The sequence below is a fragment of the Rathayibacter sp. Leaf299 genome, assembly GCF_001423055.1.
Classification (GTDB): Bacteria; Actinomycetota; Actinomycetes; order Actinomycetales; family Microbacteriaceae; genus Rathayibacter; species Rathayibacter caricis.
Window position 1 is genome coordinate 62,920 of the sequence record NZ_LMNT01000004.1, and the last position, 13,690, is coordinate 76,609.

Genomic DNA, 13,690 nt, shown 5'->3' on the forward strand with positions numbered 1-13,690 from the left:
GTGATCGGGTGACCGGCTCGGGCGCGCTCCAGCACGCCCGAGCCGGTGGTGTGTCCGCGGGTCAGCGGCCCGCAGCGGCCTTGCGACGGCCGAACAGGGTCGCTCCGGCGAGACCGAGAGCGGCGAGGGCGGCTGCGCCCCACCAGCCCGCGGCCGCGTCGGTGCGGTTGTCGGCGGCGAGTCCGGCCTCACCGGCGGGGACGCCGGACGGGGTCGAGTGCAGGCCGTCGATGGTCTGCGTCGCGAGGGCGAGGTTACCCTTCTCGAGGCTGCCCCAGGCGTAGACGATCGTGTTGACGCCCTCCTGGACCTGGACGTCGGCCGGGCCGATGACCGGGGTCGTGGTGCCGGTCGCCGCGACGACCGTCGAGATCGTCGCTGGAGCGAGGTTCAGCACGCCCTCGTTCGGGTTGGTGACGTTCGTCAGGACGGGCGAGCCGCCGGCGAGGATGTCGACCGCGGGCGCGGCGGCCACGTGGCGGACGGTGAGCCGTCCCTCTCCCGCGGCGGTGGTCGAGATGTCGTTCGTGAAGAGCGTCGCGGTGGGGGTGTTGTCGGCCTTCAGGTGCGCGGCGGCGGTGTAGCTCTTGCCCGCCTCGAGCGCGAGGTCGATCGGGCCGATGACGGGAGCGCTCGCGTCGGCCGCGTCGGCCGCGGTGATCGCGATGGAGTAGGTGCCGGTGGGCAGGTCCAGCGGTCCGGCGAGGGTGCCGGGGGTGAAGTCGTCGAGCGTCAGTGCTCCGTTCACGTACACGTCCACGGTGGTGTCCGGGACGGCGTGCAGGACGTACAGGTCGGCGGAGTCGGCGTCGGCGGCGCTGGCCGGAGCGGCGGAGAGGCCGACGACGGCGAGGGTGCCGACGCAGGCACCGGTCAGGAGACGGCGGGAGAAGCTGGAGGTGGTCACGGTGTTCCTCTTTCACGATGGGACCCGGAGCGGGTCGGTGGGTACTCGAGAAGGGCCTTCACGGACTACTTCCGGACGAACCCCCTCGACGGATGCACCTCGTGGCGGATTTCTCCGAAAAATCTCCTACGGGGTGCCCCCGAGCCCGGGAACGCCCTGTTCAGCGTGCGTTTCCGGGGTTACGCTCGCGCCGAGAGGGAGTGACGGATGGTGCGACGCAGCACACCCGGACCCGCGTCGGGCTCGCGGCGGGCTGCTCCGCGGCCCCACGGACTGATCGCATCGACGGCCGCGACGGCAGCGGCCTCCGCCGTGCTCGCCCTCGCGCTCGCGGCGATCGCTCCGCTCGCCTCGCTCCCCTCCTCCGCGGCCGGAGCGCCGACGCAGTGCGCGGATTCCCGGGAGCTGCTGGCCGCCGCGCCGGGACTCGAGGGCGCCGACCCCGGTCACCTGATCGCCTGCGTCGACGAGGATCACCGCCGGCTGACGATTCACAACCGCACACCGGTGGTCTGGGCGATCGGGGATCCGTCGGTGACGGGCGTCGTCGATCAGGCGGGCGGCGTCAGCGGGCTGCTCAGCTCCCACGCGTCGCGCTCCGGACGGGGACTGCTGCTCGCTCCGGGCGCCTCCGCCTCCGTCTCGGCAGGGCCTGGACGGATCGCTCCCCGGCCGGATCGGGAGGCGACCCGACTGCACCTCGCCCTGACGGCGATCGTCGAGGCGCAGGACGCCGCCGAGGCGACGCTGCCCCCGCGGGCGCCCAGAGCGGTGCTGCGATCGGCCGCGCTCACCTGCGCCGTCGCGCTGAGCGGGGTCGCCTCAGGATGGGAGATCGCCTCCGTCGACGCACTCGAACGGGCCGCCTCGACGGCGGGATGCGCTCGCGCGTGGCGCGCCGCCGGATCACGGGCGCTCGCGGACGGCTGGCGGCTGCCCACGCTCGTCGCGGCGGTCCGCGATCCGGACCGGCTGGAGCACGATCGGGCCCGTGCGCGGGCGGCGGAGGGATGGTTCGCGGCGGCGGGCGGGTACTCCTGGGGCGGTGCGGAGCGACCGCAGCGGCTCCCGTGAGCCGCGCCGGGAACGCGGAACGGGCCGCCCTTCGCGAGGAGGACGGCCCGTTCGGCAAGAAGTTCGCGGTGTCATCGAGACCCCGCGCTCGCTCCGTGAGGAACTAGCGGCGGAGGCCGAGACGCTCGATCAGCGCGCGGTAGCGGTTGATGTCCACGTCCGACAGGTAGCCGAGGAGTCGGCGACGCTGACCCACGAGCAGCAGCAGACCACGACGCGAGTGGTGGTCGTGCTTGTGCTCCTTGAGGTGCTCGGTGAGGTCCTTGATCCGACGGGTCAGGACGGCCACCTGGACCTCGGGGGATCCGGTGTCACCGGGGTGGGTCGCGTACTCTTCGATGATCGCCTTCTTGACATCTGCTTCGAGTGCCATAGGTGGATCCCCTCTCTCTCGTTGCGCGGTGCCCGGCGCCTGATGCGTGGGCTCTCTTGATCCGCGGCCGTCGAACGGCAACTGCACGAGCTTACCAGAGGGTGGAGCGGTGTGGGGCGGGTCGACACCGCCTAGGCGCCGACGGCCCTGTTCCAGAGCACGACGAGCCACGGCGACACGAGCAGCTCCCAGTAGACGAGGACGAGCACGTTCAGGACGACGGCGATCCACCCGGCGATCGGCGGGCGCTTCTCTCGACGACGGGCGCGGATGGAGGAGACGCCGAGCAGGACGCCCACGAGCAGCAGCGCGTGGATGAGGGCGGTGTAGAGGACTCCGACGATCAGGTCGCTCATCGCGCGGTCGCCCGGGTACGCCCCGAGCGAGATCAGCGAGTACCAGACGAAGAAAGAGATCGGCACCGTGACGACCGCGATGGCCGAGCCGGCCAGCGCGGGACCGTAGCGACGCCACCAGCCGGAGGCTCGGCCGCCGGAGGAGGACGGGCGGGCGGCGTTCCGCGGGCGGTACGAGGGCGAGGCGCCGCGGGCCGAGCGGCGCGGGGAAGCGGATCCGGCTGCGCGCGACGCGGGGGCGGCCGGACGTCGGGGCGCGCCGTCGGGAGACGTGCTCATGCCCACCACCCTAGAGGGTCGGCTCCGCGGGTCCGTTCGGGCACCGCGCCGCCCGGCGAGCAGAATGGGGCGGGTGAGTCAGGTCCCCCGCGCGCCCCGGCGCAGCCACGTCATCGATGTCTCGCCGCTCCGGGAGTCGCCCGCCTTCGCCCGGCTCTGGGCCGGCAACGTGATCTCGGGCATCGGCGGGCAGATGACGATCGTCGCCGTGGGCCTGCACATCTACGAGCTCACCGGCTCGACGCTCGCGGTCGCGATGGTGGGGGTCGTCGCGCTCGTGCCGACCGTGATCGCGGGGCTCTACGGCGGGATGCTCGCCGACGCGTTCGACCGGCGGCTGGTCCTCCTCCTCTCGGCGATCGTGGCGTGGGGATCGACCGCGGGGATCGCGGCGCTCGCCTGGCTCGGCGCCGAGACTCCGCTGACCCTGTACCTGCTCACCGCGCTCAACGCGGTCGCGACCACCGTGATCGTGGCCACCCGGATGACACTCGCCCCGCGGCTGCTCCGACCGGAGCTCGTGCCCGCGGCCGCCGCGCTCGGCGGGATCGCGAGCGGCGTCGAGGTGACCGTGGGACCGGCGCTGGCGGGTGTGCTGGTGGCCGGGGTCGGCTTCCCGGCGACCTACACGATCGACGTGGTGCTGTTCCTCGCGGCGTTCCTGGGGATCGTGGGTCTCCCGGCGCTGGTGCCCGAGGGCGAGCGGCAGCGGCCGGGACTCGAGTCGGTGCGGTTCGGGATGCGGTTCCTGCGCGGGGCGCCGAACATCCGACTGTCGTTCCTCGTCGACATCGTCGCGATGACGTTCGGGCAGCCGAGGGTGGTCTTCCCCGCGGCGGCGGCGCTCCTGCTCGGGGGCGGAGCGGTCACGGTCGGGGTCCTGACGGCCGCGTTCGCGGTCGGTGCGCTGCTCAGCGGAGTCTTCTCGGGCCGGCTCACGGGAGTGCGGCAGCAGGGGCTCGCGATCGGACGGTCGATCCAGGTCTACGGCGGGTTCATCGCGGCGTTCGGCGCGGTGCTGCTGACCGCCGCGCTCGTCGGGCACGAGGACTCGGCGCCGGACCTCGCGCTCATCGCCCTCGCATCGGTCGCCCTGGCCGGAGCCGGGGCGGCGGACAACATCAGCTCGATCTTCCGGCAGACGATGCTGCAGACCGCGGTCCCCGACAACATGCGCGGGCGGCTGCAGGGCGTGTTCATCGTGGTGGTGACCGGCGGTCCGCGGGTCGGAGACCTCTACACGGGTCTGCTGGCCTCGCTGGCGCTGCTCTGGCTGCCGCCGCTGGCGGGCGGACTCGCGATCATCGGGATCCTCGGCGCGGTGCTGCGGACGCGGCCGGCGTTCCGCGGCTACGACGCGCTGCATCCGACGGCGTGAGCCGACCCGCCGCGCCCGGTGAGCGCGGCGGACCCGGGGTCACTCCCCCGCGAAATCGCTCGTGCCGCCGCCGTCGGTGAGGTTCTCGTCGGAGACGGCGCCGCTGTCGTCGTCGCGCCCCTCGACCCGCGTGGGGCGGTAGACGTGGAAGCCTTCGTCGTCGTCCTCCAGCTCCCAGACGACCTCGACCTCCTCGCCGTCGATGTCGGCGACCCGGGTGATGGTGGGCTGCGGGGCTCCGTCGACGAGCTCGAGGCGGATGCTCTCCTGCTCGGCGCCGCTGTCGAGGATGGCCGTGTACGTGGTGGTGTCCATGCCTCGACGGTAGGCACGCCCGCGGGGCGCTCGCCACCCCTTGCGGCGCTCGGGTGGACGCGTAGCGTCGCCTCCATGACCGACACCGACATCACCCCCGCCGACTCCGACGACGTCGCCCAGATCGCCGAGCTCGTGAAGAGCGCGAAGATCGGGCTGCTCACGACCGTGAACGCCACGGGCCAGCTCGTCAGCCGTCCGCTCGCCGCCCAGGACACCGACTTCGACGGCGTGCTCTGGTTCTTCACCCAGGACCCCTCGCCCAAGGTCGAGGACATCCGCGCGAACCCGAGCGTGAACGTGGCGTTCGAGTCGAAGAAGGGCTACCTGTCGGTGGCCGGAACCGCGAGCGTCGTGCACGATGCGGCGAAGGTCGACGAGCTGTGGAGCCCCTCCGTCTCGGGCTGGTTCCCCGACGGCAAGGACGACCCGACCGTCGCCCTGATCCGCGTCGACGCCGAGACGGTGGAGCTGTGGGCGTCGGACGAGCCCGGGCCCGTCGTGCTGTTCAAGGTGCTGACCGCCGCGGTCCGGGGCGGTCAGCCGGACGTGGGTGAGAACCGCACCGTCTCGTTCGAGTAGACGCGCCTGCTGCCTCCTTCCGCGGGATGCCGTTCCGGTACGCCTCGTCCGGCGTGTCGCGTCCCGGAGTGGCATCTCGCGGCGGAGTGATGGGGTCAGGGACCGCCGAAGCGCTCGGTGCGGACGCGCTCGGGGGCGTGGCCCTGGGCCACCAGGGCTGTCGCGACGGCCTCGACGAAGGCGGTCGGGCCGCAGACGTAGACCGTGGGCTCGGCCGAGGGCGGCAGGGCCGCCTCGGCGAGCAGCTCCGGAGTGAGACGGCCGGCCGGACGGGCCGCACCGGGCGGAGCGACGCGGGTGTAGACAACCTCCGTCGCCACTCCGCCCTGCTCGGCCGGCAGCTCGGCCAGCCGCTGCAGGTCGTCGCGGTAGTAGGCGAAGACGGGCGAGCGCACCGAGTAGAGCAGGCGCATCGGAGCCGCGCTGCCGACCCGGCCGTGCTCGCGAGCCATCGCCATCAGCGGGACGAGACCGCTGCCGCCGGCGATCAGCTGCACGGGCTCGGTCTGCTCGGGCCGCCAGACGAACCAGCCGCCGATCGGGCCGCGCACCTCGAGGCTGTCCCCCGCCTCGAGGCCCTCGACGAGGTACGGCGACACCTCGCCGTCCTCCAGGCGCTCGACGGCCAGTTCGACGTGCTCGCCGTCGGCGGGCGCGCCGATCGAGTAGGAGCGGCTGGCCTGGTAGCCGTCGGGGGCCGTGAGCCGGACGTCGAGGTGCTGCCCGGCGAGGTGACCGGGCCAGCCGGGCACGCGCAGAGTGATCAGTCGGGAGGTCGGAGTGAGCGGGGCGACCGCCTCGGCGGTCGACTCCTGCCAGATCACCGGTAGCGCTCCTCTTTCCACGGGTCCCCGTGCATGTGGTACCCGTTCTGCTCCCAGAAGCCGGGCTCGTCGCCGGGCATCAAACGGAGGCTCCTCACCCACTTGGCGCTCTTCCAGAAGTAGAGGTGCGGTACCAGCAGTCGCGCAGGTCCGCCGTGCTCGGCGGCGAGGGGCTCACCCTCGAACGTGGTCGCCACCCAGGCCTTGCCTCCGCGGATCTCAGCCAGGGGCAGGTTGGTGGTGTACCCGCCGAAGCTCTGCGCCATGACGTAGCCGGCGTCGGTCTCGACGCCCTCGAGGAGGGTGTCGACCGAGACGCCGCGCCAGGTGGTGCCGAGCTTGGACCAGCGGGTGACGCAGTGGATGTCGGTGTGCACGTCCTCCTGCGGCAGGGCCTGGAACTCGTCCCAGGTCCAGCTCCGGACGCCGGCGGGGCCCGCGTCGATCGAGAAGCTCCACTCGTGGATGTTCGGCGTCGGCCCGATGGAGAGGACGGGGAAGCCCGTCTCGAGGTACTGCCCGGGCGGGATGTCCGGATTCTCGGCGCGCTTGCCGAAGAAGCCCCGCGTGATGATGCCCATGTCCGCCCTCGTCGTCCTCGGGGCAGCGCCCCGGCTCGGTGGAAACCGCTCGTCGATCGTCAGGCTATCGCGGCGGCGCGGCGCTACTCCATCGCGGGCCCTCGGGCGAGCCCGAGCCGGTGTCGGCGGTGAGTGCGAGGATCGGCGCATGAGACGAACCGTCGTGCCGCCGTACCTCCTCGTCCGCATCGCCCGACTCGACGACCCCGCGTTCGCGCGGGCCGCCCGGGCCGCGAGCCGCTCCCTCGAGCAGGACGTGCCGTTCCGGCGCGTGCGCCCGGGCGAGCCGTCTCCCGGCCGCGGGACGCCGGGCCCGACCGCCACCGCCGCTCCGACGCCCCGCAACCGGGTCGCCGCCCTGCAGCGCACCATCTCGGACGCGCAGACGACCGAGTCGCTCCCCGGCGTCACCGTCCGCACCGAGGGGCAGCCCTCGAACGGCGACGTCACGGTGGACGAGGCGTACGACGGGCTGGGAGCGATGTCCGCGTTCCTCCAGCAGGCCTACGGCCGCGACTCCATCGACGACGCCTGGCTGCCGCTGGACGCGACCGTGCACTTCGGCGACGACTACGACAACGCGTTCTGGGACGGCTCCCGGATGGTCTTCGGCGACGGCGACGGGCAGGTGTTCCGCCGCTTCACGATCTCGCCGAGCGTGATCGGGCACGAGCTCGCGCACGGGATGACCGAGTACACCGCGAATCTCGTCTACCGCGGGCAGTCGGGCGCGCTCAACGAGTCGATCTCGGACGTCTTCGGCGCGCTGCTCGAGCAGTTCGGAGCCGGGCAGAGCGCCGAGGAGGCGAGCTGGCTGATCGGCGAGGGGCTCTTCACCGACGAGGTCGAGGGCACGGCACTGCGCTCGATGATCGCACCCGGCACCGCCTACGACGACGACGTGCTCGGCAAGGATCCGCAGCCGGGTTCGATGGACGACTACGTCGACACCGAGGACGACAACGGCGGCGTGCACATCAACTCCGGGATCCCGAACCGGGCCTTCGCGGTGGCCGCGATCGAGCTCGGCGGGAAGGCGTGGGAGCGCGCAGGCCAGGTCTGGTACGACGTGCTGACCGGCGGAGTGCTCACGGCGACCGCCGACTTCGCGGGATTCGCGAGGCTCACGGTCGCCGCGGCGGCCGAGCGCTACGGAGCCGGGTCGGACGTCGAATCGGCGGTGCGCACCGGCTGGAGCACGGTGGGGGTCGACGTCCCCGCCTGAGCGGGCGCCGCGCCCTCCCCTTCGGAGGGCGGGCGAGTACCATCGCGCGCATGGACGTCATCGTGTCGCGCAGCGGAGGATTCGCCGGACTCCGGCGCGTGTGGCGGGTCGACGTGGAGGAGCAGCCGGACGAGCGCGCGTGGCGGGAGCTGCTGGGGTCCCTGCCGTGGGAGGCGGACGACGAACCGCAGGCCTCCGCCGGCCGCTCCGCCTCCGCTGCCGCCCCGGGCCGACCGGATCGCTTCGTGTACGAGATCCAGGTGCAGACCCACCACGTGCGGCTCGGCGAGACCGAGCTCGACGGGGCCTGGCGGGAGCTGGTCGACCGGGTGCGCAAGGCGCAGCCGAGCTGACGACTCCCCGGCCCCGGACACGACGAAGGCGCAGCCCCGCACGGGAGCTGCGCCTTCGTCGTCGGTGCGGAGGGACTACTTCGTGCCGAGCAGATCGATCACGAAGATCAGGGTCTTGCCGGACAGCGGGTGCCCGCCACCCGCGGGACCGTAGGCCAGGGCCGGCGGGCAGATCAGCTTGCGACGTCCGCCGACCTTCATGCCGGGGATGCCCTGCTGCCAGGCGCGGATCAGGTTGTTCAGGGGGAAGTTGATCGACTGGTTGCGGCTCCAGGAGGAGTCGAACTCCTCGCCGGTGTCGTACTCGACGCCGAGGTAGTGCACCTCGACGGTCGAGCCGGGCTGCGCCTCGGCGCCGTCGCCGACGACGACGTCCTCGACGACGAGGGAGTCGGGGGCCGGGCCGTCGGGGGCGTCGACCTCGGGCTTGGTCAGGTTCTCGCTGCTCATGGTCATCGATCTTAGAGCGGGGCGGCCGGGAGCGGGGTGTGCGGGGAGGGGTGGGCCGGGAGACGGTGGATCTCGATACGCCCGCTGCGCGGGCTACTCGATCAGCACGGGTGGGCGCGGGCGGGTGAGGGAGCCCGGGGACGTCGAGGGAGCCCGGTGCTGCCGGCTCCCTCGACGGGTCGGGGTTCCCTCGGCGGTCACTCGACGAGGGTGAGGCGCTGGGTGGGGCGGGTCATCGCGACGTAGAGGGCGGCGGCGCCGCGCTCGCCGGCGGCGGCGATCAGGCGGGGGCGGGCGATGACGACGGAGTCGAACTCGAGCCCCTTGGCCTCGGTGGTCGAGAGGACGGCGATCGCGCGGTCGAGCCCCGTGGAGCCTCGGCCGACGGCGCGGCCGAACTCGTCCTCGAGGCGGGCGGTGACGGCGTCGAGGTCGGCGTCGGGCGCGATGACGGCGAGGGTCCCCTCCGTCGAGATGGCGCGGTCCTCGCGGATCGCGCCGAGCACGCGGTCGGGCAGCGCCGCGTCGCCGCGGTCGCGGATCGTGCGGACGGGCCACTCCGTCGACCGGACCGAGCGGCTCGGGGTGATCTCGAGTCCGTTCCCGCGCGCCGTCCGCTCGGCGAACGCCACGATCTGCGCGGGCGTGCGGTAGTTGACCGTCAGCTCCTCGATGCGCCACACCGGCGGCTCGCCGTCCCGGCCCTGGCGGCCGAAGGCGTCTCTCAGCGCGGCGTCCCAGCTCGACGCGGCCGAGGCTCCGGACGCCTGCGCGGTGTCGCCCACGATGGTGAACGAGCGCATCGGGCAGCGGCGGATGAGCACGCGCCACTGCATCGGCGAGAGCTCCTGCGCCTCGTCGACCACGACGTGGCCGTAGGTCCACGAGCGGTCGGCGGCGGCGCGCTCGGCCGTCGTGCCCTGGCTCGTGCGCTCCGCGAATCCGGCGGCGAGGTCCTTCGCGTTGACGAGGCCGTCGACGCCCATGTTGCGGATGGCCTGCTCGGCGTTCTCGACGTCGCGGCGGCGCTGCTCCTTCTCGGCCTTCTTCTGCGCGTCGGCGTGGTCGTCGTAGGCGCCGAGGAGCTCGGCGGCCTCGTCGAGCAGCGGCACGTCCGAGACCGTGAAGGGCTCGTCGCGCCCCCGCCGCAGCAGCGCGCGCTGCTCGGGGGTCCAGCGCGGCGTGAGGCCGGCGAACCAGTTCGGCCGGGCGTAGAGGTCCTGGATCAGCTTCTCGGGGGTGAGCGGGATCCACGCGGTGTTCAGGGCGATGCGCACGTCGTTCGCGGTGCGGACGTCCTCCCGGAGCACCGCCTCGTCGGCCTCGTCGACCGTGTTGCCGTGGCTGCGGAGCTGATCGGCGAGCTGCTTCGTGAGGTCACGGATCATGGTCTTCACGAAGCCCACGCGCGCCTCGTTGTGCGGCTTGCGCGACTCCCGGGCGCGGGTGATCGCGCGCTCGACGTCGTGCGGCTCGAGGCGCAGCTTCTCGCCGTTGACGTCGAGGATCTGCGTCTCGGCCGGCACGATCTGACGCGAGCGGACGGCCCGGCGCAGCAGCTCCGCCATGCGGGCGGAGCCCTTCACACGGGCGACGGCCGGGTCGTCCTCGTCGACGAGGTCGAGCCCCGGGTAGAGCTGCCCGAGGGTCGAGAGCACGACGCCCGTCTCGCCGAGGGAGGGCAGGACCGCCTCGATGTAGCGCAGGAACGAGCGGGACGGACCCACGACCAGCACGCCGGAGGAGGCGATGCGGTCGCGGTAGGAGTAGAGGAGGTAGGCGGCGCGGTGCAGCGCCACCGCGGTCTTGCCCGTCCCGGGGCCGCCCTGGACGACGAGGACCCCGCGGAGGTCGGAGCGGATGATGCGGTCCTGCTCGCCCTGGATCGTGGCGACGATGTCGTGCATCCGACCCGTGCGCTCGGCGCCCAGCGCCGCCATCAGCGCGCCCTCGCCCTGGAGCGCCGTGCCCTCGCGCAGCAGCTCCTCGTCGAAGACCTCGTCCTCGAAGCGGACGACCTCGCGGCCGCGGGTGGTGAGATGGCGGCGGGCGCGCGTGCCCATCGGGCGGGCGGCGGTCGCCTGGTAGAAGGCGGCGGACTGCGGGGCGCGCCAGTCGAGCAGCAGGGTGTCCTGCTCCTCGTCGCGGAGGCCGATGCGGCCGATGTAGCGGTGCTCCGCCTCCTGATCGGCGAGGGTGAGCCGCCCGAAGGCGAGACGGTCGTCCGCTCCGGAGAGCGTCTGGATGCGGTCCTCGTAGAGGCGGGCGTACGCGTCGCGCTCGGAGCGGCTCTGGTGGTTGCCGCCCACGCTCTGGATCCGGACCCGGTCCAGCGCCTCGCGCGCCTGCGCGACCAGCTCGTCCAGCCGGGCGTAGAGGCCCGCCACGTACTCGCGCTCGCGCGAGAGCTCGGACTCGAGGATCGTGTTCTGGTCCGTCATCGTGCGCCCTTCCCGTGCATCGCCGTCGCGGCCGGGAGGCGGATCGCACTCCGGGGGCCGCAGAAAAACAGGCGGTCCAGTCTAACGACCGCGCAGGGTCCGGTCGGCGCGGGCGGCGATCCCGGGGGTCTTGACGAACGGCGGCTCCGGGAGGAGGCTTCTGCCCAAGAAGAGTTCGACCCCCGGTCCGAGCAGGCGGCCCCGCCCCTGCCGTCGGGGGTCGATCTCTGTCCGGGCCCGTCAGGACTCTCACCCTCCAGGAACTGGGCGGCGCGCTCCTGCGATGATGGCGGAGGGACCAGCCGCGCTCCCGCCCGACCGGCCGTCGATCGGCCCCGTCCTCCGGGAGCCCCCATGACTCCGACGCCCGCGTCCGCGCCCGTGCGGCGGCTGCGCTCGGTGCGGGTGCGGATCCTCGCGGCGATCCTGGTCGTGACGGCGCTCGGGCTGCTCGTCTCGGGCGGTGCGTCGTTCCTGTTGCAGCGCGACCGGATCCTGGCGTCGATCGACGAGGAGCTGCGGCAGCAGGTCGAGAGCGTGCGCACGATCGTCGAGTCGCCCGGGGAGGCGGCGATCGTGGAACCGGACGGCGCCCCGCTCACCGCGGCTCCGACCGACGGCTCCGGCTTCTCGGACATCGACGCGCTGCTGCGGACGGTGCTCGGTCAGGTGCTCCCCCGGCTGGACGGCAGCACCGTCGGGCTCGTCGACGGGGTCGCCCGGTGGGAGCCGCAGCCGTACGCGCTCAGCTTCCTGCTGGACGACGACCCCGAGTTCCTGACACGAGTGTCGGAGGAGACCGGCGCCGGAGCGACGGTGCTGGGCTGGGGCGAGACCGACGACGGCACCCTCCGCTACGCCGCGGTGCCCCTCCGCGTCGAGGGCTCGGACGCCGAGGGCGTGTACGTGACGGCGATCGACACCGACGCGCGCCTCGCGGACCTCGGCGACGTGTCGCTCAGCTACGCGGTGATCGCGCTCGTGGCCCTGGCGGCGACCGGGCTCGTCGGCTGGTTCGTCGCCGGCCGCCTCCTCGCCCCCATCCGCGAGCTGCGGCGGACCGCCTCGCGCATCACGGCGACCGACCTCGGCGAGCGGATCCCGGTCGGCGGCGACGACGACGTCTCGGACCTCACCCGCACGGTCAACGACATGATCGGCCGGCTGGAGGGCTCGTTCGAAGCCCAGCGTCGGCTGCTGGCCGACGTGCGGCACGAGCTCGGCACGCCGATCACGATCGTTCGCGGGCACCTCGAACTCGTGGATCCGCACGACCCCGCCGACGTCGAGTCGACGCGCGCGATCGCCCTCGACGAGCTGGACCGCATGGGGCACCTGCTGGGCGACATCGCCGAGCTGTCGGAGGCGGAGCGCGAGGACCGGCTCGACCCCCAACCGACCGACGTCGGCGAGCTCACGCGCCAGGTGGTCGCGAAGGTGTCCGTGATCCCGGGACGCGAGTGGCAGGCGGGGCCGGTGGCCGAGGTCCGGGTGCACGCGGATCCGGCCCGGCTCACCCAGGCCTGGCTGCAGCTCGCCGACAACGCGGCGAAGTACAGCCCGGAGGGGTCGGGCATCGTCGTGGGCAGCGAGCGGCGCGGCGACCGGGTGGAGCTGTTCGTGACCGACGAGGGCCCGGGGATCCCGGCCGCGGCGCGGGAGCGGATCTTCGAGCGGTTCGGGCGCGTCGACGACGGGCGCGGCATCCGCGGCTCCGGGCTCGGCCTCGCGATCGTCTCGGCCATCGCCCGGGCGCACGGCGGACGGGTGGAGCTCGACTCCGTCCCCGGCCGCGGAACCCGCTTCGCCCTCTCGCTCCCCCTCCGGCCCCCCGCGCACGACGACACCGACGACCACGACAGGACAGGAGGCGCCGAGTGAGCACCATCCTCATCGCCGAGGACGAGGAGCGCATCGCCGCCTTCGTCGAGAAGGGCCTGCGCTCCGCGGGCTACACCACGACGCGCGCCACCCGCGGTGACGACGCGCTCGCCTACCTCCGCAGCGGCGGGTTCGACCTGGTGCTGCTGGACGTGGGCCTGCCGGGGATGGACGGCTTCGCGGTGCTGCGCGCCCTCCGCGCCGAGGGCGAGTCGCTCCCCGTGATCATGCTGACGGCGCGGAGCTCGGTGACCGACACGGTCGAGGGGCTCGACCTCGGCGCCAACGACTACCTCGCGAAGCCGTTCCGCTTCGACGAGCTGCTCGCGCGGATCCGACTGCGGCTGCGCGAGTCCGCCGCGGCAGGATCGGGAGCGGACGACGGCACCCTCGTGCACGGCGGAGTGGCGCTGGACCTGCGCTCGCGCCGCGCCACTGTGGAGGGCGGGACCGTGGATCTCTCGGCGCGCGAGTTCGCCCTGGCCGAGGAGTTCCTCCGTCACCCCGAGCAGGTGCTCAGCCGCGAGCAGCTGCTCAGCCGCGTGTGGGGGTACGACTTCGACCCCGGCTCGAACGTCGTCGACGTGTACGTGCGCTACCTGCGCGGCAAGATCGGCGCCGACCGGATCGAGACGGTGCGCGGCATGGGCTACCGGATGGTGGGCTGAGAG

The 13,690-nt window shown here is 73.2% G+C and carries 15 protein-coding genes; 7 read left to right on the forward strand and 8 right to left on the reverse strand.

Going from position 1 to position 13,690, the window contains the following annotated elements; translation table 11 throughout:
- Positions 1 to 61: 61 nt before the first annotated feature.
- Positions 62 to 907 carry a DUF4397 domain-containing protein gene (locus ASF48_RS14725; protein ID WP_235577262.1) on the reverse strand — a complete coding sequence of 282 codons (846 nt, stop codon included), beginning with the start codon at positions 905 to 907 and terminating at the stop codon, positions 62 to 64.
- Positions 908 to 1,114: 207 nt separating this feature from the next.
- Here ASF48_RS14725 and ASF48_RS14730 point away from each other — a divergent pair, with 207 nt between their 5' ends.
- Positions 1,115 to 1,981, forward strand: coding sequence for a hypothetical protein (locus ASF48_RS14730; protein WP_055793398.1), 867 nt, complete (start codon positions 1,115 to 1,117; stop codon positions 1,979 to 1,981).
- 103 nt (positions 1,982 to 2,084) lie between these two features.
- Here the strand turns inward: ASF48_RS14730 and rpsO are convergent, their stop codons facing one another.
- Both rpsO and ASF48_RS14740 read right to left on the reverse strand, forming a co-directional pair.
- On the reverse strand, positions 2,085 to 2,354 hold the full coding sequence (gene rpsO / locus ASF48_RS14735) for a 30S ribosomal protein S15 (protein ID WP_055793401.1): 270 nt from the start codon (positions 2,352 to 2,354) through the stop codon (positions 2,085 to 2,087).
- A gap of 131 nt (positions 2,355 to 2,485) precedes the next feature.
- Positions 2,486 to 2,989 carry a hypothetical protein gene (locus ASF48_RS14740; RefSeq protein ID WP_157603183.1) on the reverse strand — a complete coding sequence of 168 codons (504 nt, stop codon included), beginning with the start codon at positions 2,987 to 2,989 and terminating at the stop codon, positions 2,486 to 2,488.
- Between the two features lie 64 nt (positions 2,990 to 3,053).
- Here ASF48_RS14740 and ASF48_RS14745 point away from each other — a divergent pair, with 64 nt between their 5' ends.
- Positions 3,054 to 4,367: an MFS transporter gene (locus ASF48_RS14745; protein WP_082481562.1), complete on the forward strand. Its 1,314-nt coding sequence runs from the start codon at positions 3,054 to 3,056 to the stop codon at positions 4,365 to 4,367.
- Between the two features lie 39 nt (positions 4,368 to 4,406).
- Here the strand turns inward: ASF48_RS14745 and ASF48_RS14750 are convergent, their stop codons facing one another.
- Positions 4,407 to 4,682 (reverse strand): hypothetical protein, encoded by a 276-nt coding sequence (locus ASF48_RS14750; RefSeq protein WP_055793406.1) that lies wholly within the window; start codon positions 4,680 to 4,682, stop codon positions 4,407 to 4,409.
- A gap of 75 nt (positions 4,683 to 4,757) precedes the next feature.
- On the opposite strand from ASF48_RS14750, the gene ASF48_RS14755 reads away from it, so the two are divergent.
- Positions 4,758 to 5,264 (forward strand): pyridoxamine 5'-phosphate oxidase family protein, encoded by a 507-nt coding sequence (locus tag ASF48_RS14755; protein WP_055793409.1) that lies wholly within the window; start codon positions 4,758 to 4,760, stop codon positions 5,262 to 5,264.
- A gap of 95 nt (positions 5,265 to 5,359) precedes the next feature.
- Here the strand turns inward: ASF48_RS14755 and ASF48_RS14760 are convergent, their stop codons facing one another.
- Both ASF48_RS14760 and ASF48_RS14765 read right to left on the reverse strand, forming a co-directional pair.
- Entirely contained in the window at positions 5,360 to 6,088 is a 729-nt protein-coding gene (locus tag ASF48_RS14760; protein ID WP_327205446.1) for a ferredoxin reductase, read from the reverse strand.
- Entirely contained in the window at positions 6,085 to 6,669 is a 585-nt protein-coding gene (locus ASF48_RS14765; RefSeq protein WP_055793416.1) for a sulfite oxidase-like oxidoreductase, read from the reverse strand. Before ASF48_RS14765 ends, ASF48_RS14760 begins: the two co-directional genes overlap by 4 nt.
- 148 nt (positions 6,670 to 6,817) lie before the next feature.
- Between ASF48_RS14765 and ASF48_RS14770 the strand changes: the two genes are divergently transcribed.
- Positions 6,818 to 7,894, forward strand: a complete 1,077-nt coding sequence (locus ASF48_RS14770) for a M4 family metallopeptidase (protein WP_055793419.1) — start codon at positions 6,818 to 6,820, stop codon at positions 7,892 to 7,894.
- A 50-nt stretch (positions 7,895 to 7,944) separates the two neighbouring features.
- A complete protein-coding gene (locus tag ASF48_RS14775) occupies positions 7,945 to 8,247 on the forward strand; it encodes a protealysin inhibitor emfourin (protein WP_055793422.1) in 303 nt (100 codons plus the stop codon).
- Between the two features lie 75 nt (positions 8,248 to 8,322).
- Here the strand turns inward: ASF48_RS14775 and ASF48_RS14780 are convergent, their stop codons facing one another.
- Complete coding sequence (locus ASF48_RS14780) at positions 8,323 to 8,697, reverse strand: FKBP-type peptidyl-prolyl cis-trans isomerase (protein ID WP_055793425.1); 375 nt, start codon at positions 8,695 to 8,697, stop codon at positions 8,323 to 8,325.
- A gap of 197 nt (positions 8,698 to 8,894) precedes the next feature.
- Positions 8,895 to 11,138 (reverse strand): HelD family protein, encoded by a 2,244-nt coding sequence (locus ASF48_RS14785; RefSeq protein ID WP_055793427.1) that lies wholly within the window; start codon positions 11,136 to 11,138, stop codon positions 8,895 to 8,897.
- 354 nt (positions 11,139 to 11,492) lie between these two features.
- Between ASF48_RS14785 and ASF48_RS14790 the strand changes: the two genes are divergently transcribed.
- Positions 11,493 to 13,019, forward strand: a complete 1,527-nt coding sequence (locus ASF48_RS14790) for a sensor histidine kinase (RefSeq protein ID WP_055793429.1) — start codon at positions 11,493 to 11,495, stop codon at positions 13,017 to 13,019.
- Positions 13,016 to 13,687, forward strand: coding sequence for a response regulator transcription factor (locus tag ASF48_RS14795; protein ID WP_055793431.1), 672 nt, complete (start codon positions 13,016 to 13,018; stop codon positions 13,685 to 13,687). The genes ASF48_RS14790 and ASF48_RS14795 overlap by 4 nt, the downstream gene beginning before the upstream one ends.
- Positions 13,688 to 13,690 lie beyond the last annotated feature (3 nt).